This is a genomic window from Rhodococcus sp. H29-C3 (genome assembly GCF_030063405.1).
Classification (GTDB): Bacteria; Actinomycetota; Actinomycetes; order Mycobacteriales; family Mycobacteriaceae; genus Rhodococcoides.
On sequence record NZ_JASITC010000004.1, the window covers coordinates 75,776 to 98,075 of the forward strand.

The window sequence follows — 22,300 nt, forward strand, 5'->3', positions numbered from 1 at the left end:
GTGATCTACTGCCAGCTGAGCTGTGTCAAGGAGGATGGAAGATGACGGTCGATCCGAATTCGGCGGGCGGTGCGGTGCCCTCGACGCCCGCAGAGAAGGCGAAGGCAGCCAAAGCCGTTGCACTCGAAGCAGCCCGAATCGCGCGAGAGGCTGCCGCAGCAGCGGACGCCGCCGAGAAGGAAGCGATCGACGCGGAGGCAGCAGCAGGCGCGGCCGGGACATCCCCGACGGGGGCGTGACCTCTTCGATCGCGGCGGGCTACGCATCTCACGGCGCAGTGCTCGAGCTGGGATCGGTAATGCTCGACGGCGTCAGCGACCCGTCGGCTCGTATCGCAATTCCTCTGGCGACACTCAATCGTCATGGTTTGGTGGCCGGCGCTACAGGCACCGGGAAGACGAAGACCCTTCAGGGCATCGCCGAGCAGCTCTCCGCCGCGGGAGTTCCGGTGGTGATGGCCGACGTGAAAGGTGATCTCTCCGGTTTGTCGGTGCCGGGCGCAGACAACGAGAAGATACGCAGCCGCGCCGTCGACTGCGGAGAATCGGACTGGGTGCCCACGGGCTACCCCGTGGAGTTCCTCTCTCTCGGAACCGGTGGTATCGGTGTCCCGGTCCGTGCGACGATCACCGCTTTCGGGCCGATCTTGCTCAGTAAAGTGCTGGAGCTGAACAAGACTCAGGAGTCCACCCTAGGGCTAATTTTTCACTGGGCCGACAAACAAGGGTTGGTGCTGCTTGATCTCAAGGATCTGCGATCGGTCATCACACACCTGACTTCGGACAAAGGCAAGGCCGACCTCAAGGGGATCGGGGGAGTCTCGGCGGCGACTGCCGGAGTCATCCTTCGCGAGCTCGTCAATCTCGAGGCCGCCGGCGGCGACACCTTCTTCGGTGAACCCGAACTCGAGACCGAGGACCTGCTGCGTGTGGACGGCGACGGCAAAGGGATTGTGACACTGTTCGAACTGGGTGCTCAGGCGTCGCGACCGGTCATGTTCTCCACATTTTTGATGTGGGTTCTCGCCGACTTGTTCCAGACGTTGCCCGAAGTGGGGGACATCGACAAGCCCAAGCTGGTCTTCATCTTCGACGAGGCACACCTGCTGTTCGCCGATGCGTCCAAGGCGTTTCTCGATCAGGTCGAACAGACAGTCAAGCTCATCAGATCGAAGGGTGTCGGCGTGATCTTCTGCACCCAACTCCCGACGGACATTCCCAACGAGGTCCTCTCTCAGCTCGGCGCACGAATTCAACATGCGTTGCGCGCGTTCACACCTGACGATCAGAAGGCTTTGAACAAGACTGTCCGGACCTATCCCACCACCGATGTCTACGATCTCGAGAAGGCACTCACTTCACTCGGCACCGGCGAAGCGATTGTGACTGTGCTTTCCGAGAAAGGTGCCCCGACGCCGGTGGCGTGGACAAAGATTCGTCCACCGCGCTCACTGATGGACACTGTCGGCAACGACGCGATCTCGGCGTCGGCCTCCGCCAGCACGCTTTCGTCGAAATACGGTGCGACGATCGACCGCGACTCCGCCTACGAGCGACTGCAAGCGCGGGTGTCCGATGCCCCGAACACGGACCCGGTCCTGGACATACCACCGCTCCCGGTGGACCTACCGGACTTGCCGCGTGTGGAACCGCAAGGGCCGTCGGCCGCCGAGCGCATCATGGACAATCCGGCAGTGAAGAGCTTCCTGCGATCGGCGGCGTCCGCGGCAGGTCGCGAGATATCGCGGAGCATCTTCGGTACCGGGCGGCGGCGTAAGCGCTGACGTCCGGCATCGTTGTCGGCGCTGCGGAATTCTACCCGCCGAGCTTCTTGTAGAAGCCTCCGATGATCGGAGCGGAAATTGCACGTGGGCTGTATTGGCCTGCAACGGACATGGCCTTGCTGAGGACTCCCGGCACTACGCGCATTTTGTTCGTGGCGAGCGAATCGAGCGACAACTTCGCGGTGTAGGTGCTGTCGATCCACAGGAAATCCGGAACGAGCTTGTCGACGATGGAGGCCTCGGCGGGATCGGGTGTTTCGGTGCGGACGGGCCCGGGGGCCAGGAGCGTGACGTGCACTCCGCTGTCTTTGAGTTCGAGGCGTAGGGATTCGGAGAACGTGTTGACGAAGGCCTTCGAGGCCGCATAGGTGGCGTTGTTCGGTATTGCCATGTTGCCCGCGGCCGAACCGGTCATGAGAATCCCGCCGCTGCCGCGCGCGATCATTCCGGGCAGGACGGCGAGCGTAAGATCATGCACCGCAACGGTGTTGAGTTCGACCTGATCGCGCTCGTACTGGGGGTCCAGCTGCGCAAGGGGGCCAAATGTCGCTATTCCTGCGTTGTTGCACAGGATGCTGATCGGCCGTTCGGACAGCTCGGTCGACAGTGCAGCACGAGCAACACGATCCGCGAGATCGACGACGCGAACCTCGACCGTGACGCCGTGATCGGCACGAAGCTTCGTCGCGAGCGCTTCGAGCAACTCACCCCGACGAGCAACGACGACGAGCGAGTACCCTCGCCTCGCCAACTCGGTGGCAAGGGCCTCTCCGATTCCGGAGGAGGCGCCGGTGACGACGGCACGGGCATCAGGGAAAGGACTGGGCAGGCTCACGGTGAGACAGGCTAGCGCAGCGACGTCCTCGCCCCGTCAGATACTCATCGCAAGCCGGGTGGCCTGCTCGATCGCGCGTTTGGCGTCGAGTTCGGTGGCGAGGTCCGCGCCCCCGATGACGTGGGTCGTCGTAGCCGATGCGGCCAATTCGTCGACGAGGTCGCGGACGGACTCCTGGCCTGCGCAGACAACGATGGTGTCCACCTCGAGAGTGCGAGGCCGTTCGTGCTTCTCGCCGAAGGAAATATGTAGACCGTCGTCGTCGATACGTTCGTAGTTGACGCCCGAGAGTTCGTGCACGCCCTTGGCCTTCAATGCTGCGCGGTGGACCCAGCCGGTCGTCTTGCCCAGTCCGGCCCCGATCTTTCCGCTCTTACGTTGCAGCAGATACACCTCGCGGGGAGACGCGGCCGGAATCGGGGTCGTCAGCGCACCGGGCGCGGCCTCGGGTTCGGTTACGCCCCACTCCTGCTTCCACTCCTTCACATCGAGCGTCGGTGAGGCGTCGGTGGTGAGGAACTCCGATACGTCGACGCCGATACCGCCCGCACCGATTACGGCCACCCTCTTACCGACGTGCATGCCCCCTTCGACAACCTCGGCGTAGGACAGGACCGACGGATGATCGATGCCCGGGATGGACGGGATGCGCGGTACTACCCCGGTGGCTATGACAACCTCGTCGTAGTCGCCGGCGAGGATTTCGGCTGCGGTGACCTTGCGGCCGAGGTATATCGCAACGTTCTGCTCGCGGAGGGAGTTGGTGAAGTACCTGATGGTCTCGGCGAACTCTTCTTTCCCGGGGATGAGCGCGGCGATGCCGAATTGCCCGCCGAGTTGCGGGCGTGACTCGAAGAGACTGACGTCGTGGCCACGTCGGGCCGATTCGAGAGCCGCGGACAACCCTGCAGGCCCGGCACCGACGACGGCGATCTTCTTCGCCTTCCGTGCGGGGAGCAACTGCAATTCGACCTCGCGCCCGGCTCGGGGATTGACCAGGCACGAGACTGTTTTGCGGGCGAACGCGTGGTCGAGGCACGCTTGGTTGCACGCGATACACGTGTTGATGCTGCCGGGAGCGTCGGCTTCGGCCTTGCGCACCCAGAACGGGTCGGCGAGCATCGGCCTGGCCATCGAGATCAGCTCGGCGTCCCCGCGCGCGAGAATCGCTTCGGCTGTCTCCGGCATGTTGATGCGATTGGATGCGGCCACCGGGATCCCGACGTGTTTGTCGAGTTTTCCCGTGATGTCCACGAATGCGGCACGCGGTACCGAGGTGACAATGGTCGGCACCCGCGATTCGTGCCATCCGATATCGGTATTGATCATGTCGACTCCGACCCGCTCCAGCTCCTGTGCGAGTGCGACGATGTCGTCCCAGCTCTGCCCGCGCTCGACCAGATCGGCCATCGACAGGCGGAACACGACCATGAAGTCAGCACCCACTGCGGCGCGTATCTTCTTTGCTATCTCCACAGCTATCCGTCGGCGATTCTCCGGGCTACCACCCCATTCGTCGCGGCGACGATTGGTTCGCTCGGAGAGGAACTGATTGATGAAGTAGCCTTCGCCGCCCATGATTTCGACACCGTCGTACCCCGCCGACTGTGCCAGTCTCGCGCAGCGTACGTAGTTGCGGATATGCCACCGAACCCCTCGCGAGGATAGTCTTCTCGGTCGAAACGGGTTGATGGGAGCCTTGATCGACGACGCCGATACGGAGAAGGGCTGGTAAGAATAGCGGCCGGCGTGCAGGATTTGCAGGGCGATTTTCCCGCCTTCACCATGCACTGCGTCGGTGATGCGTCGGTGCCGTCGGGCTTCGATCCGGTTGGTGAGTTTGGCCCCGAACGGCAACAACCAGCCGGTTCGGTTCGGCGCATATCCACCGGTGATGATCAGCGCGACGCCACCTCTGGCGCGCTCGGCAAAATACTCGGCGAGCCGGACGGTATCGCGGCGGCGGTCCTCGAGCCCGGTATGCATCGATCCCATGATGACGCGGTTCTTCAACGTTGTCGTACCGACCTTCAACGGAGACAACAGGATTGGGTATCGACCGGTTGTACTCACAGCTTCTCCAACACTTCTTCGCACCATTCGGCAAAGCCTTCCTCGACTCGAATTCCACCGCGGAGCACCAGATACTGGTGCAAAGCCGCTCCGACAAGATCTGCAGGAGCGGGAAAATCCCGTTTTTCGATCAATCGATACAACTGCAGGCGCTCGACGTGCACGTCGAGATGGCGTCGTACTTCCACCTTCAGTGTCGCGACGTCACCGAGGGCGGCGCCGCGGATCTTCACGGCCAGCTCGTCTCGGAGAACTGCGGGGTCGGTCGGCTCGGCGATCCACCTGTCGAGTTCTGCCTTACCTTCGGCGCTGACGGAATAGACCTTTTTGTCCGGTCGTCCTTCCTGGGTCACCGCGGTGCCGACCACCCAACCTGCGCCGTCCATTCGCGTCAGTACTCGGTAGATCTGCTGATGGGTGGCACTCCAGAAGAAGCCGATCGATTTGTCGAATCGGCGCGCGAGTTCGTACCCCGACCCCGACAGCTCGGTGAGGGAAACGAGGAGTGCGTGTTCGAGTGCCACGCAGCACAGTATGTATGCATCGAAGTGCTTATGCAACTAGGTGCATAAAGGGCACTCTCGGCCGGAAGCCGCACGCGGACTCGATACCCGAGTGGGACGCCCGACGCGGCACCCTCGCCTAGGCTTCCGCTATGAGTGCACAGGCGAATGCCGCCGTCGTCGGCGTCGCGACGACCCGAAAGCAGGTATTCGCCTGGGGGATATGGGATTGGGGATCGGCCGCGTTCAATGCTGTGATCCTGACCTTCGTGTTCTCGGTCTATCTCACCGACGCAGTCGGCGATGACTTGCCGGGTTCCATTTCGGCGACCTCGTGGTTCAGTTGGTCGATCGGTCTGGCTGGGGTCTTCATTGCGGTCCTGGCCCCGATCTCCGGGCAGCGGTTCGACGCCCAAGGACGAAGAAAGCGGTCCCTCGGAATTCTCACCGGTCTGACCGTTCTCAGCATGGTGGGCCTGTTCTTCGTCAAGGACGACTACCACTATCTGTGGCTCGGTTTGGTACTGCTGGCTTTCGGTTCGATTCTCTTCGAACTGGCCAGCGTTCCGTACAACTCGATGCTTCGCCAGGTCTCGACGCCGCAGAACATCGGCCGGGTCTCCGGATTCGGTTGGTCCATGGGTTATTTCGGTGGCATCGTGCTGCTGCTGATCTGCTACTTCGGTTTCATCACCGGCGATGGCGATACTCGCGGCCTGTTCGGTCTGACGACCGACGGCGGGCTGAACATCCGTTTCGTTGCCCTTCTTGCAGCCGTGTGGTTCGCCGTATCGGCCATTCCGGTTTTTCTCGCGGTGCCGGAACTACCGCCGACGGGTGCAGATCCGGATGCCGCCAAAGCCGGAATTGCCGAGTCCTACAAGGTGCTGTTTCGGGATCTCCGTGAACTGTGGTCGGTGGATCGGCGCAGTGTCTATTTTCTTGCCGCGAGTGCGTTGTTTCGTGACGGTCTGGCCGGGGTCTTCACCTTCGGCGCGGTGCTCGCAGTGAGCGTGTACGGCATCGGGACGGCAGATGTGTTGTTGTTCGGCGTCGCGGCCAACGTGGTCGCCGGACTCGGGGCGATCAGTGCTGGACGGTTCGACGACAGGGTCGGCCCGAAAACGGTCATCGTCCTCTCGCTCGTGTCGATGATCTTCGCGGGCGTCGTGCTGCTCTTCGTGTCCGGACCGCTGATGTTCTGGGTTTTCGGTCTCGTCCTGTGCCTGTTCGTCGGACCCGCTCAGTCCTCCTCCCGCACATACTTGGCGCGATTGGCCCCGCCAGGGCGGGAAGGTCAATTCTTCGGCCTCTACGCTACGACGGGCCGAGCAGTGTCGTTCCTCGCGCCGACCTTGTTCGGTCTATTCGTATGGCTCTTCGACTCGGACCGCGCCGGGATCGGTGGTCTGCTCGTGGTTCTCGTGCTGGGCCTCGGTGCGCTACTGGTAGTGAAGGCGCCGGACAGGGTCTAACTCGTGGCGATGCGTGTACAGATCTCGTCCGCGAGCCGCTCGGGAGCTTCCTCGGGTACCCAGTGTGAGATGCCGTCCAGTTCGACGAAGGTGTAATCGGCGTCGACGAACTCTGCGCAACGTTCCGCTGCGGCGCGGCCGATCGCAGAATCGTGATTGCTCCACACATATGTGGTGGGGACCTGGACGGATTCGAGACGACCGAAGTCGCTCGTCATCGCGCGATACCAATTGAGGGCTGCAGTCAGAGCGCCGGGTCTGCTGAGGTGCTCGACATAGCTGTCGACAGCACAGCTGCTGCCGAACATGGCACGCAATCGAGCGGCGTCATGCTCCAGGAGTACTTGTTCGGCTTTTCCTTCGATGCGAAGCAATTGCATATAGCTCGAGCGCGCCTTCTGATCCTCGTCCTCGCGTAGAGCCCGACCGAACGCGGCTGTGTGCGGCACCGAAACTGCAGTGAGAGAACGGACGCGCTCAGGATGTCGCGCGGCCAGCTGCCATGCCACGGCAGCGCCCCAGTCGTGGCCGACGATGTGAGCCGATTCGAGATCGAACGCATCGAGCAACCCGAGAACATCGGCGACAAGCTTGGCCGAGGTGTATTCCGCGACACCCGAAGGCCTCGCTCCGGGGGAGTACCCACGCTGGTCGGGGGCGAGTGTGCGCATACCGGCGGTGTGCAGGCGAGGCGCTACCTCTCTCCAGGAGAGCGATGTCTGCGGAAACCCATGCAGCAGGACGACCGGTGTTCCATCGTCGGGACCTTCGGCCCGCACGTCGAACACGAGGTCTTCGATCGTAATGGTGTCCATGGTCATCGGTTTCCTTCCACTCGGTGTAGCGGATTCCACGATCCCATGCCGAGCACGATCAGCCGGACTTGCTGCTCGGTGCGGCGCACCAGATCTTGTTCCTTCGGGCTGCCGGGGCGGTCGATCTCCAACAGGCCTACCGTCGCGGTCAACATCGTGGAGACGATAAGGTCCGCGGCCATCTCCAAGTCGGCTACATCCCAGGTCGTAAGATCTGGCATGCGGGCGAGATCGACGGTCAACTCGCTGACGAACATCCGCAGTTCGGTTGCGAATGCTTGTCGTACTGCGGTGACACCGCCGTACCGTTCGCGTGAGAGGAATCGGAACTGCTCCTCGTGGCTACGCATCTGCCGAACCAGGATCGCAAACGATTCGGCCACATTCTTGACGCTCGGATCCTTCCGCGCGTCGCGCAACATCTGTCGCAGCATTCGCATCGAATCCTCGACCAGGGCGACACCCAGATCGTCCATCGATGCGAAGTGGCGATAGAACGCAGTAGGAACGATCCCCGCCGATCGAGCAACCTCGCGCAGACTCACGCTTGCGAAGGAGCGATCTCTCAGCAGTTCGAGAGTGCCGTCCATGAGCGCCTGCCTGGTGCGTTCTTTGCGTTCGGCTCGGGTGCCCGGTTCTGTCACGGGTTCGAGTTTATGGCTGTCCACTGAGCGAGTACTCCAGGTCCTGAGCTCGACTATTACGACCTCTATGATCCACGTCACATTATGGCTAGTTGTGTTCGTGCCGTCACATTGGCGTTGACAGCTCGGGGTGCCGATCTGCCACACTGATTCTAGTGCACAGCCGTACACCGAAATGGTTCCGCCGTTTCGACCGCTACCGGGAGGCGAGATGACACTTCACCAGAAGTCGCGAAGATCGCGACTGCCGAGCACCTTCTCTCTGTTGTCCTTATTCGAGGCTATGGCGACACCGCATGCCCTCGATCGCTATCTCGAACTGGTCGACCCGATGACCACGGTCCGCGACCTTCGCGCCGAGGTCACCGCGGTACATCGCTCCACCCGTGACACGGTGACCTTGACGATGCGCCCGACGCAGCAGTGGCGTGGTTTCGAGGCAGGTCAATTCGTGCAGGTCGGGGTCGTCATCGACGGTGTCCGCCACACTCGCTGTTACTCGCCGAGCTGCTCCCAGTACCGCGATGACGGTCGAATCGAACTGACGGTGAAGGCGCATCCGGAGGGACTGGTTTCCCAGTATCTGCACCGGAACGCACGTGAGGGGCTGGTTGTCAGTCTTTGCCAGGCCGACGGGACATTCCACCTCCCACGGCCTCGGCCGGCCGGCGTACTTCTCATCAGCGGCGGTAGCGGAATCACCCCCGTGCTGTCGATGTTGAGGACGCTGCTGGACGAGGGGTACAGCGGCGACCTCACCTTCTTGCACTACGCGTACACCGAAAGCGACGTCTCTCATCGGAGCGAGCTCGACGCCATTGCAGCAGCACACGACAACATCCGCATCGTGTTCGCTTACACCGATCAGGAGCAAGGCGGCGATCTGCACGGCTTCTTCGGCGTCGAGCACCTTCGATCCGCCGCACCCTGGTACGTCGGCGCCGAGACGTATCTGTGCGGCCCGCCCGGACTGATGCGTGGCGTCGAAAACGTGTATGCCGACCTGGGTCTCGAAAACCGTCTTCACCTCGAAGAATTTGCGCCGCCCCTTGCAGTGGTCACCGGCGACGTCGGAGGTGAGGTGTCCTTCACCGAGAGCGGCAAGGTCGGTGACAACTCCGGTCTGACACTTCTCGAGCAGGCCGAAGAGGCGGGTCTGACCCCCGCATACGGATGTCGGATGGGGATTTGCTTCACCTGCACCTCGGTCAAGACATCCGGATGTACCAAGAACATCAAAACCGGTGAGACAGACAGTGAGCCGGACAAGAAGATCCAGCTGTGCGTCTCGGTGCCGGTCGGTGATATCGCCATCGAGATCTGAGCAGTTCACCCCACGCCGCGACACATCGATCCGAAACGGAGAGTGTTCAATGTTCGGAATTCCATCACCATCGTTGTCCCTGTTGCCATTCATGAGTACTTCGGACTCACCCCGAGAGCAACCCGTGCCCACAACGCTCTCCTACGAACAAGTCCAAGAGCTCGGCCGCGAGCTGGACGAGATGCGAGCTCGCACCGTTGCAAAGCTCGGCAGCGAGGACCGGGAGTACATCTACAAAGTCATCAAGGCGCAGCGCGGGCTCGAAATAACCGGCCGCGCCCTCATGTATCTTCCGTTCCTGCCGCCCGCTTGGCTGGCCGGAGTCGGTGCGTTGGTGCTGTCGAAGATTCTCGACAACATGGAGATCGGGCACAACGTCATGCACGGTCAGTACGACTGGATGCGTGAGCCGGAGTTCAACTCCCAGGTCTTCGAATGGGACACGGTATGCCCGGCCGATCAGTGGAAGCACTCGCACAACTACATGCACCACACCTTCACCAATATCGTCGGCAAGGACCGCGATATCGGATACAGCCTGCTTCGCATGGACGAGGGGCAGAAGTGGAATCCGTACTACCTCGGTAACCCGGTGTATGCGTTCTTCCTGATGCTGCTCTTCGAATGGGGAGTGATGCTGCACGACCTGGAGATCGAAAACGTCGTCCAGGGCAAGCGCAAGTGGCACGACGTCAAGCCATTACTTGGGGGCATGTGGCGTAAAGCGGGCAAGCAGGTTCTCAAGGACTACCTCATATTCCCAGCGCTGACCGGACCATTTTTTGTCTCCACGGCCGTGGGCAACGTCGGCGCAAACCTGATTCGGAACCTGTGGACCTACTCGATCATCTTCTGCGGACACTTTCCCACCGGAGTGCAGACCTTCACCGAGGACGAGACCTCCGACGAGTCGCAGGGTGAGTGGTATGTCCGCCAGATGCTCGGGTCCGCGAACATCGAGGGCAGCCCGCTGTTTCACATCATGTCCGGCAATCTGTCGCACCAGATCGAGCACCACCTGTTCCCCGATCTACCTGCGCACCGATATCCTGAGTTGGCCCCGGAAGTCGAAGCGCTCTGCGAAAAGTACGGACTTCCGTACAACTCCGATGGGTTCTTCAACCAGATCGGGTCCGTCTGGGGGAAGATCTTCAAACTCGCACTGCCCAATTCACTCACCGGTTCGGAGCCGACAGTCGGTGTTATCGTCGAGCGCAAGAAGGTCGCTGCATAGTGACCGGAGTCGAATCTCGACCGAATCAGGGGTGGCCAGAGGTGGTAGGGAAGTTCGAGCGAAACAAGGACACAGTTCAAGAGTTGACGGAGTCCGCAGCCACGCACGTCGGCAAGATCGCCGTCATCATCGCCGGAGCAGTGCGCGATGTGACTCGCGAGATCGGCGACTGGGTCTCCGACGGCGTCGAAATGCGTGAGGCTGCACGCAAGGCCCGAGATGATTCACCCGGCGGCACGGTCATCAACGGAGAGTTCGAGAGCCGCTGAAGGTCGCTCCCTACGTGAGACCTGCAGTACACGTAGGGAGGCGACCAGGCCGCACGACCACACCGCACGCGCGGCGGTACTCGAAGATCGTGGCAATGGCCTACACGGTGGGGTGTGGGTACTCCGGGCTGCGATGTTGGAAGGCCAGGATGTTGGGGTTTGCAATTACGCCCTCGCGAATCTCGATTGCCTTCCTTATCGTTTCGTCACTGTCCCACGACGCAGGCCCGTCCAAAACGATCCGAAGATAGGGGAGAAGTGACTCGCTGACTTCCCAGGTAGCGGAGTCCCAAAGGTAAGACGGACTGTGGTCGACTGCGTAGTACCGAACGTTGTCGCCGACGGTGAACATGGGATCGGTGAACGAGGTCGGCCGGGCCCATTCGAACCCCATTCCCTCGTCGCACGACACGTCCACAACGAGCGTTCCCGGATTGATCGACGGTAAATCGTCGTTCATCAGGAATGTCAACGGTGCGTTGGTGTCCTGCAATACGCAGTTGACGATGATGTCGTGATCGCCCAGAAACCCGGACAGCGGCACCCTGCCTGTTTCGGTCAAGGCGCGGCTGCGGCGCGGATTGTCGCCGTCCAAGTCGAAATTGACGATGCGTGCGGAATGAATGGGTGAGCTGACAGCGGTTACTCCGCGCTGGGTGAGGACGTCTACATCATGAATGCCATGCGCGTTGAGTGCCGTGACAGCGCCGCGCGCAGTCGCTCCGAAACCTATGACTGCGGCGCGAAGTCGGCGGCCGTAGTCCCCGGTCACCCCGACGAGTTGCATCGCATGAAGGACGCTGCAGTATCCGGCGAGTTCATTGTTCTTGTGGAAGACGTGAAGATTGAACCAACCATCCGAGGTCCAATGATTCATCGCCTCGAACGCGATGAGGGTGAGCTTGCGATCGATAGCGATCTGCGTCAACTTCTCGTCCTGCACGCAGTGCGGCCATCCCCATAGAACTTGACCGTGTCGCAGCGTCTCGAGGTCCTCGGCAAGTGGCTTGGGGAGCAGAATCACGTCACACTCGGCGACGAGTTCTTCGCGAGTACGAATACCTGCAACGAGAGTGTCGAGATGGGCGTCGGAGATTCCGAAAGGCTCACCGTACCCAGCTTCGAAATACATTCGAGCTCTGAGGTCGGCGGCGATGCGATCGAGGTGGAGTGGGTGGATCGGAAGTCGGCGTTCGTTCGGCTTACTAGACCGTGACGTGACGCCGAGGGTGAGCTGGTGCACTATGGCCCCTTCGGTTGGGCTCAGTCAACCACAATCCGACGTGCTCATTCCTCGTGTAAAAGTGCCCCCGGCAGGATTCGAACCTCTTTCCCTCTGAGTGTTCGTATGCAGGTCAGAGGCTCGTTGTGCCACGTCAGATGCCCTACACCCACCCGCTACATCGGTCGATTCGCTACTCTTATGTCGAGCTTTATACTCTTCTTAGGGAACGCGGGCAGACCGAAAGGCACGACATGGCAACACGCAGACGCAACTCCTGGGGCACAGCGAAGCAACTACCGTCGAAGAGGTGGCGGGCTTCGTACGTCGGCCCCGACGGCATCCGGTACTCGGCAGCCACCACCTACACCTTGAAGGCCGATGCGCTGGCCTGGCTGGCTCGTGAGCGCGTGCGAGTCGAGACCGAGGGGCCGAAGTGGAAGCCGCCCGGCACTGTGGCAGAGGCAGCCGAGAAGTTCCGCGACTACGCCGACCGCTGGGTCGATGAGCGGACGAACCGCAGCGGACAACCACTCAGGCCGCGCACCAAATCGCTCTATCAGGATCTCCTGCGCCTGCACATCAGCCCGACGTTGGGTGAGCTGGAGGTATCGGCCATCACGTCTGCTCGGGTGCGTCTGTGGCATCAGAGCCTCGACACCGGTGCCACACGTCGCGCACACGCATACTCGTTGCTGCACGCGATCCTGGCCACCGCAGCCGCCGAGGACGTGATCGACTCCAACCCATGCAAGGTGCGCGGTGCGATGGCCACCAGCTCTGCCCGCCAGATCGAACCGTTGACCGCTGACCAGCTCGATGCACTTGCCGCCGAGATGCCCGAACCGCTGAGAGTGCCCATGTTGGTGATGGGATGGTGTGGCCTACGGGTCGGTGAGATGCGCGCCCTGCTCCGTAATGACGTGGCCGACGACGGATCGACTATCCGAGTGACCAAGGCCGCGTCCTACAGGTCCGGTGAGTGGCATTGTGGCCCACCGAAGACGAAGGCAGGTATCCGCAGTGTGGCAGTGCCTCCGCATATTCGAAAGGCACTGGTAGCGATACTCCCGAAAGATGCTGGTGCGCTGGTATTCCCGTCTGCGCAGGGTGCCGAGTACATGACCGACTGGCAGCTACGTAGGCCGTTCGCTGTAGCTGTGGAGAAGTTGGGGCACAAGGGCTTTCGTATCCACGACCTCCGACATACCGGTGCCACACTCGCTGCACAGAAAGGCGCCACAACTGCAGAGCTTATGCGCAGGATCGGTCACTCCACACCCTCGATGGCCATTCGGTACCAGCACGCGTCGGATGCCCGAGATGCAGAGCTGGCCGACCGGCTGTCGAAAGGCCGGTAGCGTCACAGTGACGTAACCGCCGAGGGGTTCGAGCACTACGAGCCCTGAGTCATTTGCATCATCCGTGGATCGGACACGCCTGCACCCCGAAAAAACCTGCAAGCTCGTTGCTAGACGACCCTGAAAGCCGTATGTATCGTTCTAAATACCGGATAAGCAGAGTCAAGCCTGCACCGATCCGGTGAACGACAATCCACACTCTGCTAGGCATATCGTGGGCGCGGTCTCGACAGGGCTTGACTGTCGCTAAGGCCGGATGCCAACCACACCGAGTTTCATTCGTGTGGAAGGCAATTCATGTCCAACTATCTTTCGATCCCCGAAGTCGCCGACGAGCTGGGTCTCTCTGCCGCGACAATTCGCCAGTACATCACCGATCGGCAGCTGAAGGCGTTCAAGCTCGGCACCGGCGGTAAGACATCACCTATTCGGGTCAAACGGACCGATCTCGAAACGTTCGTCGAAGCGGGTGCCTTGTGAGGGCCTACACCGCAGGACAGGTCCATGGTGTGAAGTACCCGAACCATTTCCCCTGGAACAAGCGATGACCAGCTCCAGTGAACGAGAGGCAGGCAAGCGCGGTACTTCCCGTTGCGCTGGCTGTGACCGCAAGCCTCGAAGCGGCAAGATGACCGAATGGCGCTATCGCTCAGGCGAACTACTCTGCCCTGATTGCAAGGGTCGTGAATCATGAGCGACGACTACTACGGCAGCGAAAGTTACCCAGACCCCGACCGCGATTTCTGGGAGTCCAGGCCGATCCTGTCTCACATCCACCAGAGCGCTGTCTCTCGTCGACGGGGACCGTGGGCCGTACTGCTCAACGTACTGATCAACGTGACCGCGCATGTTCCACCAGGCTTCGTGCTACCACCGATCGTAGGTGGATATCAGCCGCTGAATCTGATCGGCATTGCTGTCGGTGGCAGTGGAGTAGGAAAGGATTCAGCACGCGCGGTAGCGAACTCGGCCGTGATCTTTCCCGAACTCGATAACGTGCCGGTAATCCCACTCGGTAGCGCGCAGGGAATCAGCAAGAGCTACAAGAGGTTCGTCCCAGCAAAGCGCGCTACCAAGGATGCGCCAGCCGAGCCGGCTCACTTCCAGATACTCACGGACCGAGCAATCTTCACCGTAACCGAGGTCAATACTGCAGAAGCACACGGGGATATGTCGGCGACATTACGCGACCAGATCAAGCAAGCGTGGACCGGATCGGAACTTGGATACGGGTATGCGGACCCTGAGAAAAGGATAGTCCTCGACGCTATGTCGTACCGGTTCGCGCTCATCATCGGCGCACAACCCACAGAATCGAATTGGTTGCTCCAGGGCGCAGGGGATGGCTTTCCTCAGCGCTTGATATGGCTACCCGCTCACAATCTGTACTCACCGAAGCACCGCAAGGATTGTCCCGAGATGCCAGCCCCGATCTTATGGAAAGGAATAGAGTGGCCCGCGCCGAAACCTGGCGAATATGTCGAGTTCCGACTACCCGAAGACATAGAAGATCGGATATGGAACGAAGTAGGAAAAGGCAACGAGACCATCCTAGGCTCCGGACTCGACGGACATAAGATCCAGGGAATCGAACGGGTTGCAATAGCGCTGGCCGTACTCGACGGACGGATCGACGTAACGCACGAAGACTGGAGAATAGCCGAAAAGATATTCGCCAGGTCCGACGAGACACGGACGTTTATCGAGGATCACGTAAAGAGAAGAAAGCTCGATGCGCTGTCGGAGAAGGCCAAAGAGCGAGTGCTGGTCGACATACGAGCGCAGGGCTACCAGTCGAACTATGACACAGGCATAGCCACGAAGACGTACCAGCAGATGCTCCTCAAGCTGGCAGAGGCAACGGGCCCGGTTCTCACTTCGGTATTGATTCGATCCCTAACCGCAAACCTGCGCCCTTCCGCCCCCGAAGTGCTTGAGCGTATGGACGATGACGGCGTGATCCTTCGCACCGAAGGTAAGTCCTCGAATGGTCGAATCGTCGAATGGATCTCGTCAAAGGATGCGCCCTGATCTGATCCCGAAAATACAACGAGACAACGAGACAACGAGACAGGGGGGGGTCGACCTATTTAACGAGGCCGCGTGACGAAGCTCTAATATAGAAAACTTACTTTCTTTCTTAAAGGCCAGCTCAGAGCGCATCTCGGAGTCATCCAGGCGCATTCTTGGAAGGTTCCGCTCCGCTCTCGATTTTCACCTACCCCCCCTCGTCTCGCTGTCTCGTTGTCTCGTTACTCGTTTTTTGTCTCGCTATCTCGCTTCGAACCACCACCACCAAGCCACCTCAGTGTGGCTCAAGAAAGGCGCAACCATGGCTCACTTCCTCTCGCTTCAAGAGCTGAGAGACCGCACCGACAACCGCGATCTCAGACAAGACTTCGGACCCTGGCGATTGTTCGTCGGTCCCGAATACGGAGACGGCAAAACGTTCGCAGCTCTGGTGTTGGTCAGGAACGTGAACTACACCTACGAAGTCGATCTAGCCCGCACGACCACATCCCAAGAGATCCTGAGCTGGATCGCGCACATCTCGGCAAAGAATTGGGCAAGCCCCGAGATTATAAGCGGTCTCGTCAAGGCGCTCGATGCTGTCCTCTCGATCCAGGGCGGCGTATCTCTCGGCAGTAGTCGACTGAAGAACATCGCCCGAGCCGAGGCGTTTATCCGCAACCATCCCGAGATCGAACACATCCAAGAAACGGAGTCCTCATGACCGACCGCTTCCGCACCACCCGAGAAACCAACCTCCTACGCGTTATCGCTTCGACGCCGACCGGATTGACTCTGGGCGAGATCTCGGCAGTTACCGGATATTCCGTCCGAGTCTGTCGAGATATCTCCAACGTCCTACAGAAGAACCTGGAGACCGCGCACTCGACCGACAAGCTCCACACCGCAACCGACGCCGGCCGAACGGCCTTGCAGTCATGAACCACACAGCAGAATCGAAGGAGCAGGACATGAACGAAGAAACCAAGAGCACGCCAGCCGAAGATACGAGTCCCGTTTATTGCAGTCCGGTCGTCGTTCAGACTTGGCCAGTCGGAGAAGGTCCAGTTCGGATCTCTCGCAAGACTGGAAGGGCAAGACGGATGATCTGCCGGATCTGACATGAACAGGACCGACCAGCTACTACTTCGGGTCCAATGCCACATCGCGGGCGAGACTCGAGAGTCGTTACTTCGAGCCGGTTTCCATGATTGGGAGATCGATCGGCAATTGAAGCTCAATCGTCTGGCGCTCAATACAGATGGGCGCGTTCGTTATATTTGGACCGGTGAGGTGGGCGAGTGAGCTTCGCAGCGAAATGGGCGGGCACCTGCAAGCGGTGCGGGAAGCCGTACGAGATCGGCCACCAACTCCGAAGGTCTCCAGATCGGGCCCAGGGGTACGTGTGCCGGGTCGAGTGCGCCTACACCATCTCCGAAACCTCGACTGCCACAGCCAAGGCCCGGCGCTGGAACAACGGGAACTGGGAAGCAAAAACAGTCGCAGCTCGTATCGCCGCCTCGAAAGGGCGCAAACAGAAAGGCACATCATGAGCAAGCCCTCAAACCGTCTCTACGAAGCGTTGGCCGACGCGCTGGACGATCTACCGCCGGAACAGCAAAAAGCCATCCAGGCGAGTCCTGGGACATCGGCACGGGCCGTCGGTGATCGAGTCGAATTCGAGGCGGCGGGGATTGTCTACCTGATCTTGGATCGATCGTGGTTCGGGCCGGATGTCGAGTGGGATGAGTTCACCGAGACGCACCGAACCGAGCGGGGTCTGTAATGGGCTTCTGGTCGATCAAGTCATACAACGATCTGAGCGCGCTGAATCGAGATCTGAAGGAGAGCAACGACTCAGGTGAGCCAGACCACCATTGTGACCGACCGGAAATCGTGCAGTGAACAGAAAAACTCACTGCACGAAAAACCAGTCATCACACTCAAGGCCCGAACCGAGATCCTGAAGTTGCGCCGCCGAATCCAGACGCTGGAGAAGCGAGCCGCGCAAGGTAAAGCCAGCCAGGACGAGTCCAACGAGCTGTACTGGCGACGGGCCGAACTCGACAAGCTCAAGCCGACCGAGCCCAAGCCTGGAGAGTGGCCAGCGCCGCCGACCGATTAGGAAGTCCGAACGAAGGGTCCCCGATTGTCTTGCAGGCCGAATGCTGGACAATCGGGGATTCGTTAGCAACGCTAATAGGTAGCAGGTCGCCCGATCTTCTCCACGAACGGGATCGCCAGCGCCGCAGTCGCCAACCAAGCGAGATGCACCAGCCGGACAAGGAACTCCACTGGTCGCGCGTTATATCAAGTCCCAGAGTGGATTTGACTCTATGGCCGATTCGATGTCGTGTGTTCAACCCACGTTTCCGAACGGAATATCATGCACTCCAACCTAGTTCACCGCACCACACCTCTCAGGCTAGAGCTACGCTCAGACGCTGTAGACGAGCGCATCATCGCGGGTATCGCCGCGCCTTTTGATGGTCCGGCTGAAATCGACTCGTACGAAGGCCGTTTCACCGAGACGATTCGCAGGGGCGCATTCGCCAAAACGATTCGCGAGCGCGGGGACCGCGTCAAGCTACTCGGACTGCACAATCGTCAAACGATGCCCCTAGGCCGCGCTGTCTTGCTCGAAGAGAGGTCCGAAGGCCTGTATGCCGAGTTCCGGATCTCTCAGACTCAGGCAGGTTCTGAAGCGCTTGAGCTCGTAAGGGACGGCACCCTCGACCAGCTCTCCATCGGCTTCCGAGCGATCTCCGAGGTCTGGGACCGGACTAGGACGCGGCGCACTCTCACCGAGGTTGCCCTATCCGAGGTTTCCCTGGTCCTGGAAGGTGCCTATGGCGGGGCAGCAGCGATCTCAGGGTCACGAAGCGCGGACGGACACACACTTACAGCGGAGCAAGCGCAGATGCGCCTACGTCTCCTAGAGCTCAACTAACCCAAAGGAAATACCATCATGGAACTCTCGAAAATGTCCAAGGCAGAACTCGAACACCTGATCGCCGAGTCGCGCACCGAACTAACCGAACTCGCAACACGCGGGGCAGACTTGAACGGCTCCGATGTGGATCGCTTCGATGCCCTCGAAGCCACAGTCACCGAAGCTCGGACTCGACTCCAGGCGATCGAATCTCGTGCCGCAGCGATCAAGTCGGGCGTAGCTTCCGGCAGTGTGGCAGTCGATGCGCCAGCCGAGGCACGTACAGCCAAGCCCTCGACCGAACTACGCGGGAAGCTCACTCTGTCGAAGGGTGAGAGCCTTCGAGCTTGGGAAGCTCAGAACGGACCCCAGGGCGAGCAGTCCGAGCCGTTGTCTCTGGATCGCTTGCTTCGGGGTATGGCCACGGGTAGCTGGAATGGCGCCGATGCCGAGCGGGCTCTTGTCACAACGAACTCGACGGCTATCGTGCCTACCCCCTTGGGCTCTCAGCTCATCGACAAGGCACGTGCAAAGTCGGTCGTCTTGCTCGCCGGGGCCACAGTCGTTCCCATGACCAGCTCAACTCTCCGAGTTCCACGTCTGACCGGTGAAGGTGCACCAGCCTTTTACAATGAGGGCGCTCAGCGCAACGCTCAGGACCTTTCGTTCGACTCGGTGACCTTGACGGCTCGCACGTTTGACAGACTCATCCTCATTTCCAAGGAATTATTCGAGGACTCGAATCCTTCGATCGGGGATGTCATCTCGCAGTCGTTCGCTTCCCAGTACGCGCTGGGAATCGACCAATATGCACTATTCGGGGACGGTGTGGCACCCAATCCGCTCGGACTCGTCAACACACCAGCAGTGCCGAAGGTTGCACACGGCGCCAACGGAACAGCCCTCACCAACTACGACTGGCTCATCCAGGCCCAAGGAAATGTCCTAGGACAGAACTTCCTGCCTACCGCTCAGATCGCCAGCCCGAGAACGGCTACCAGCCTCTCGCTCCTGAAGAACAGCCAGGGGGATTACCTCACCCCTCCGGTCTCGATTACGCAGTCACTCGTTTCGAGCGTGGTGCCGAACAACGTGCTTGCAGGTACCTCGACCGATTCGAGCTACTTGATCACCGGCGACTTCAGCCAGCTCTTTATCGGTGTGCGTTCGCAATTCAGCATCAAGGTCCTCGACGAGCGCTACGCCGACACAGGCCAGATCGCCTTCCTGGCTTCCTCGCGTTGGGACGTCGCTGTGGCCCAGCCGCTGGCATTCCAGGTCGATACCGGCATCCGGTCCGCATAGTGTTCGGCGTCGACTCGCTGGCCGCTTCCTGGGGTCCTCAAGACCCTCCTGTAGCCGAGGAAGCCGAACTGCGAGAAGATGTTCCGATCTCGACCTGGCGGGCGCTGGCGGCAGTCCCTCCAGGCGACGAGGTAGACCGAGATAGTGTGGCAAGAGCCCTGTCTGATTTCGTCGCATCGGATGGCACGAAGGTACCAGCAGGTGCATTGGTCGAAAGAACCTCGGGTCTCTACCTGGACGAGTTCGACAAGTTCGACTGACAAGACATGTCTCACACGGTTTCTCGAGTCTGGCGGGCCTTTACCTTCTGCCGTCGGGGTCGCGGCATCACGACCGAGAAACCGTGTGAGACAACCTAATCTTCCCTCAGGTGCATTTGCGGCACACCACAGAGGGGTCGAGTCTTTCACCGCGTGGAAGTGTCTCGATAGCGCCTGCTCGAAGACAACCGACTGGGTACGGGAATCTTGAGCGGCGCAACACTTCCTACCCGCGACTGTCGCGGTCCCCAGGGTAGGAGCACAAGCACCCGGCACCTGTCGAAGCTGAGCGGCCTGATCTTCCCCTACGGCCCTCTGCTCCAGGTGCCGGGTGTCTTTGTGTGCCAAGCCTGCCGATCGTGCGCGTGTGTGGTCCTGAGAGCCCTTGCCTACGTGCTGCCTGCCTTACGTTGTGATCCACGCTGTCTCATCCCACACACGCTGAGCGTTCGCTGTCGTCAACCATGGTGTGTTGCCTATGACACTGATGAACCTTGGTGAGCGCTTGCACCTGTACTTCGCATTCAAGCACTGCATCACGATCAACGACATGATGGTCCAGATGTAGTAAGCCAGCTTGGCCCCGTTGACCGTGAGCGTAAGTGCCAGTGCTGCACCATGTACCACAGCAGCAGCCATGAGCCCAAGCATCCCTATGCCTCCTGCCACACCGACACGTAGTGCTTGCCTAGTTGCCTTGTGCTTCAGTACTGAAAGTGTCTTAGTTGCAACAACTTTGATTACTTTTGTTGTCTTGTCTTTGAATCTCGTTGTGTCGCTTGACGTGTCGTCAGGTGCAGGCACTGGCGCTGGTAGTGGTACAGGCAGAGGTGCAGGCGCTGGGATCGGTAGTGGCGCAGTGCGCCTGGGAAGAGTTTCGGTATACATGTTGTCTCCGTTGGTGGTTCGAGTCGGTAGCTGGTCTGGCTACCGAACTTCAGAATGACACACATGTGAGACGTACGCCAGTGATGGTGTCGCAGAGGCTAGGACGGGCCAAAGATGGTGCGCCCCAGAGGGTCCGGAGGTAGGGGGGGCTAGTTAGGGCAGGCTCACAGGAGGACGGCTGACCCCGCTCTCAGCCGCGTCTCCCTCCCTAGTGAAAAATACCCCCTCTGACCAGGCGTTTTGTCCCCCAAAAACAGTTCTGAAACATTTTCTCAGATTTTTGCTAAAAAGTGTACCGATATCAGCCCAAACAGTACAGTCGTACGGCTACATTTTGGATGGTCGGGGCATCGGATGCACGGGCACATGAGCGCAGGATCTCGGGCTCGTTACCCTCCCCAGAACTAGGGCGCGTAACACTCCGCTTGCAGGCGACACACTGGCTCGATCGCACGGGCGCACGTAGACTCACAGACGTACTAGATCTCTGGTGGTTGTGTACACGTGGATTGGTCTCCACAACGAAAAGCCCCACACTCTCAGGTCTTCTGTCCCGAGGTGTGGGGCTTTTCTATGTTCGGACTAGCCGAGGGCGACTCAGCAAAGCGTAAGCCCCTTCTCGATCATCGGGCCCAGATTGACCTTCACGCCGGCATAGGCCGAGTCTTTCCAAATCACGGTCACATCATCGAGCCCACCCGCAGACTTGGCCGCGCCGTTCAAGGCGTACATATTGCGGTTGGCGGTGAACGAGACCCGATCCGGCGCAGCGCACATCAGGGTTCCCTCGGTGACCGTGAACGGCCAGTCTCCGGTCCACGTTGCCTCCGAGACCAGTCCTGCAGGCGCGTTGCGTGTCGGTGGTGCGGTCGTCACGGGAACCGCAGGTGGTGCGAGAGTGGTCGTCACAGGCGCAGCTCGGACGGTCGTTGCTGCAGGCGTCGTCGTCGTCGTGGTGGTCGGCGTGGCGGTGTCGTTCGAGTCCGAGCAGCCGGTCAACCCGAGCACGAGCACGGCGCTACCGACGATCCATAGATTCCGCATGTGTGATGCTCCCTAGCTTGCGCCTGACCAGTTGACCAGGCGACGGTATCAGCGGCCGACCGCATCCTAGGGTTTGACCACTCCGGCCGACGAGATGTTCATTCCTTCGACCGACGCAGGCATACATCGTTACGGTGAGGTCTCAGGTCGCTAAGGGAACGCACCGGTAACGCGCCGTCGATATAAGCCCTCTGACCTGCATAAACAAAGTGCCCCCGGCAGGATTCGAACCTGCGACCAATGGATTAGAAGGCCATTGCTCTATCCCCTGAGCTACGGAGGCGTGGTGCGGACAGCCGAAAGGCATCCGTCCGAGCACGGTG

At 60.3% G+C, this 22,300-nt stretch carries 21 protein-coding genes, 1 tRNA gene and 1 pseudogene; 15 read left to right on the forward strand and 8 right to left on the reverse strand.

Annotation, left to right across the window (positions count from 1 at the left end; translation table 11 throughout):
* Positions 1-41: 41 nt before the first annotated feature.
* A pseudogene (locus QMK32_RS10535) lies at positions 42-1,783 on the forward strand (helicase HerA-like domain-containing protein).
* Positions 1,784-1,814: 31 nt separating this feature from the next.
* On the opposite strand, the gene cmrA reads toward QMK32_RS10535, so the two are convergent.
* The 3 genes from cmrA to QMK32_RS10550 are packed head-to-tail and all read right to left on the reverse strand — an operon-like array spanning position 1,815 to position 5,215.
* Positions 1,815-2,618 carry a mycolate reductase gene (gene cmrA, locus QMK32_RS10540; RefSeq protein WP_283474812.1) on the reverse strand — a complete coding sequence of 268 codons (804 nt, stop codon included), beginning with the start codon at positions 2,616-2,618 and terminating at the stop codon, positions 1,815-1,817.
* Positions 2,619-2,654: 36 nt separating this feature from the next.
* Positions 2,655-4,691 carry an NADPH-dependent 2,4-dienoyl-CoA reductase gene (locus QMK32_RS10545; RefSeq protein WP_283474814.1) on the reverse strand — a complete coding sequence of 679 codons (2,037 nt, stop codon included), beginning with the start codon at positions 4,689-4,691 and terminating at the stop codon, positions 2,655-2,657.
* Positions 4,688-5,215 (reverse strand): PadR family transcriptional regulator, encoded by a 528-nt coding sequence (locus QMK32_RS10550; RefSeq protein WP_283474817.1) that lies wholly within the window; start codon positions 5,213-5,215, stop codon positions 4,688-4,690. Before QMK32_RS10550 ends, QMK32_RS10545 begins: the two co-directional genes overlap by 4 nt.
* A gap of 131 nt (positions 5,216-5,346) precedes the next feature.
* Here QMK32_RS10550 and QMK32_RS10555 point away from each other — a divergent pair, with 131 nt between their 5' ends.
* Positions 5,347-6,669 (forward strand): MFS transporter, encoded by a 1,323-nt coding sequence (locus tag QMK32_RS10555; protein ID WP_283474819.1) that lies wholly within the window; start codon positions 5,347-5,349, stop codon positions 6,667-6,669.
* Here QMK32_RS10555 and QMK32_RS10560 read toward each other — a convergent pair.
* Positions 6,666-7,490 (reverse strand): alpha/beta fold hydrolase, encoded by an 825-nt coding sequence (locus QMK32_RS10560; protein ID WP_283474822.1) that lies wholly within the window; start codon positions 7,488-7,490, stop codon positions 6,666-6,668. The two genes, QMK32_RS10555 and QMK32_RS10560, sit on opposite strands and share 4 nt — an antisense overlap.
* Positions 7,487-8,128, reverse strand: coding sequence for a TetR family transcriptional regulator (locus QMK32_RS10565; protein WP_283474824.1), 642 nt, complete (start codon positions 8,126-8,128; stop codon positions 7,487-7,489). The genes QMK32_RS10560 and QMK32_RS10565 overlap by 4 nt, the downstream gene beginning before the upstream one ends.
* Before the next feature lie 211 nt (positions 8,129-8,339).
* Between QMK32_RS10565 and QMK32_RS10570 the strand changes: the two genes are divergently transcribed.
* The 3 genes from QMK32_RS10570 to QMK32_RS10580 are packed head-to-tail and all read left to right on the forward strand — an operon-like array spanning position 8,340 to position 10,955.
* Positions 8,340-9,452: a ferredoxin reductase gene (locus tag QMK32_RS10570; RefSeq protein ID WP_283474826.1), complete on the forward strand. Its 1,113-nt coding sequence runs from the start codon at positions 8,340-8,342 to the stop codon at positions 9,450-9,452.
* Between the two features lie 49 nt (positions 9,453-9,501).
* Complete coding sequence (locus QMK32_RS10575; protein WP_283474827.1) at positions 9,502-10,686, forward strand: fatty acid desaturase family protein; 1,185 nt, start codon at positions 9,502-9,504, stop codon at positions 10,684-10,686.
* Positions 10,687-10,727: 41 nt separating this feature from the next.
* Entirely contained in the window at positions 10,728-10,955 is a 228-nt protein-coding gene (locus QMK32_RS10580; protein ID WP_084344822.1) for a hypothetical protein, read from the forward strand.
* A 100-nt stretch (positions 10,956-11,055) separates the two neighbouring features.
* Here the strand turns inward: QMK32_RS10580 and QMK32_RS10585 are convergent, their stop codons facing one another.
* Positions 11,056-12,198 carry a N(5)-(carboxyethyl)ornithine synthase gene (locus QMK32_RS10585; RefSeq protein ID WP_502943568.1) on the reverse strand — a complete coding sequence of 381 codons (1,143 nt, stop codon included), beginning with the start codon at positions 12,196-12,198 and terminating at the stop codon, positions 11,056-11,058.
* 233 nt (positions 12,199-12,431) lie between these two features.
* Between QMK32_RS10585 and QMK32_RS10590 the strand changes: the two genes are divergently transcribed.
* The 10 genes from QMK32_RS10590 to QMK32_RS10635 all read left to right on the forward strand — a co-directional run bounded on the left by QMK32_RS10590 (position 12,432) and on the right by QMK32_RS10635 (position 20,045).
* Positions 12,432-13,538 (forward strand): tyrosine-type recombinase/integrase, encoded by a 1,107-nt coding sequence (locus QMK32_RS10590; protein WP_283474829.1) that lies wholly within the window; start codon positions 12,432-12,434, stop codon positions 13,536-13,538.
* Between the two features lie 297 nt (positions 13,539-13,835).
* A complete protein-coding gene (locus QMK32_RS10595; RefSeq protein WP_283474832.1) occupies positions 13,836-14,018 on the forward strand; it encodes a helix-turn-helix domain-containing protein in 183 nt (60 codons plus the stop codon).
* Between the two features lie 210 nt (positions 14,019-14,228).
* Positions 14,229-15,569 (forward strand): hypothetical protein, encoded by a 1,341-nt coding sequence (locus tag QMK32_RS10600; protein ID WP_283474834.1) that lies wholly within the window; start codon positions 14,229-14,231, stop codon positions 15,567-15,569.
* Positions 15,570-15,870: 301 nt separating this feature from the next.
* Positions 15,871-16,272: a hypothetical protein gene (locus QMK32_RS10605; protein ID WP_283474836.1), complete on the forward strand. Its 402-nt coding sequence runs from the start codon at positions 15,871-15,873 to the stop codon at positions 16,270-16,272.
* Positions 16,269-16,490: a hypothetical protein gene (locus tag QMK32_RS10610; RefSeq protein WP_283474838.1), complete on the forward strand. Its 222-nt coding sequence runs from the start codon at positions 16,269-16,271 to the stop codon at positions 16,488-16,490. The genes QMK32_RS10605 and QMK32_RS10610 overlap by 4 nt, the downstream gene beginning before the upstream one ends.
* 607 nt (positions 16,491-17,097) lie before the next feature.
* Positions 17,098-17,334, forward strand: a complete 237-nt coding sequence (locus QMK32_RS10615; protein WP_283474839.1) for a hypothetical protein — start codon at positions 17,098-17,100, stop codon at positions 17,332-17,334.
* A gap of 75 nt (positions 17,335-17,409) precedes the next feature.
* Positions 17,410-17,673 carry a hypothetical protein gene (locus tag QMK32_RS10620; RefSeq protein WP_283474840.1) on the forward strand — a complete coding sequence of 88 codons (264 nt, stop codon included), beginning with the start codon at positions 17,410-17,412 and terminating at the stop codon, positions 17,671-17,673.
* Positions 17,674-17,934: 261 nt separating this feature from the next.
* On the forward strand, positions 17,935-18,498 hold the full coding sequence (locus QMK32_RS10625; RefSeq protein ID WP_283474842.1) for an HK97 family phage prohead protease: 564 nt from the start codon (positions 17,935-17,937) through the stop codon (positions 18,496-18,498).
* An 18-nt stretch (positions 18,499-18,516) separates the two neighbouring features.
* Complete coding sequence (locus QMK32_RS10630; RefSeq protein ID WP_283474843.1) at positions 18,517-19,785, forward strand: phage major capsid protein; 1,269 nt, start codon at positions 18,517-18,519, stop codon at positions 19,783-19,785.
* The gene (locus QMK32_RS10635; RefSeq protein ID WP_283474844.1) at positions 19,785-20,045 is read left to right on the forward strand and encodes a hypothetical protein; all 261 of its coding nucleotides are present in this window, start codon (positions 19,785-19,787) and stop codon (positions 20,043-20,045) included. Before QMK32_RS10630 ends, QMK32_RS10635 begins: the two co-directional genes overlap by 1 nt.
* A gap of 1,485 nt (positions 20,046-21,530) precedes the next feature.
* Here the strand turns inward: QMK32_RS10635 and QMK32_RS10640 are convergent.
* Positions 21,531-21,977 (reverse strand): DUF2511 domain-containing protein, encoded by a 447-nt coding sequence (locus QMK32_RS10640; RefSeq protein WP_283474846.1) that lies wholly within the window; start codon positions 21,975-21,977, stop codon positions 21,531-21,533.
* 210 nt (positions 21,978-22,187) lie between these two features.
* A tRNA-Arg gene (locus QMK32_RS10645) sits at positions 22,188-22,260 on the reverse strand.
* Positions 22,261-22,300: the final 40 nt, after the last annotated feature.

Excerpts from the sequence above, each read along its gene's own strand:
- QMK32_RS10575 (WP_283474827.1), top strand. The coding sequence starts at position 9,502 with ATGTTCGGAATTCCATCACCATCGTTGTCCCTGTTGCCATTCATGAGT.
- QMK32_RS10610 (WP_283474838.1), top strand. The coding sequence starts at position 16,269 with ATGACCGACCGCTTCCGCACCACCCGAGAAACCAACCTCCTACGCGTT.
- QMK32_RS10630 (WP_283474843.1), top strand. The coding sequence starts at position 18,517 with ATGGAACTCTCGAAAATGTCCAAGGCAGAACTCGAACACCTGATCGCC.
- QMK32_RS10560 (WP_283474822.1), bottom strand. The coding sequence starts at position 7,490 with ATGACCATGGACACCATTACGATCGAAGACCTCGTGTTCGACGTGCGG.
- QMK32_RS10590 (WP_283474829.1), top strand. The coding sequence starts at position 12,432 with ATGGCAACACGCAGACGCAACTCCTGGGGCACAGCGAAGCAACTACCG.
- QMK32_RS10605 (WP_283474836.1), top strand. The coding sequence starts at position 15,871 with ATGGCTCACTTCCTCTCGCTTCAAGAGCTGAGAGACCGCACCGACAAC.
- QMK32_RS10625 (WP_283474842.1), top strand. The coding sequence starts at position 17,935 with ATGCACTCCAACCTAGTTCACCGCACCACACCTCTCAGGCTAGAGCTA.
- QMK32_RS10600 (WP_283474834.1), top strand. The coding sequence starts at position 14,229 with ATGAGCGACGACTACTACGGCAGCGAAAGTTACCCAGACCCCGACCGC.
- QMK32_RS10615 (WP_283474839.1), top strand. The coding sequence starts at position 17,098 with ATGAGCAAGCCCTCAAACCGTCTCTACGAAGCGTTGGCCGACGCGCTG.
- QMK32_RS10595 (WP_283474832.1), top strand. The coding sequence starts at position 13,836 with ATGTCCAACTATCTTTCGATCCCCGAAGTCGCCGACGAGCTGGGTCTC.
- QMK32_RS10570 (WP_283474826.1), top strand. The coding sequence starts at position 8,340 with ATGACACTTCACCAGAAGTCGCGAAGATCGCGACTGCCGAGCACCTTC.
- QMK32_RS10555 (WP_283474819.1), top strand. The coding sequence starts at position 5,347 with ATGAGTGCACAGGCGAATGCCGCCGTCGTCGGCGTCGCGACGACCCGA.
- QMK32_RS10640 (WP_283474846.1), bottom strand. The coding sequence starts at position 21,977 with ATGCGGAATCTATGGATCGTCGGTAGCGCCGTGCTCGTGCTCGGGTTG.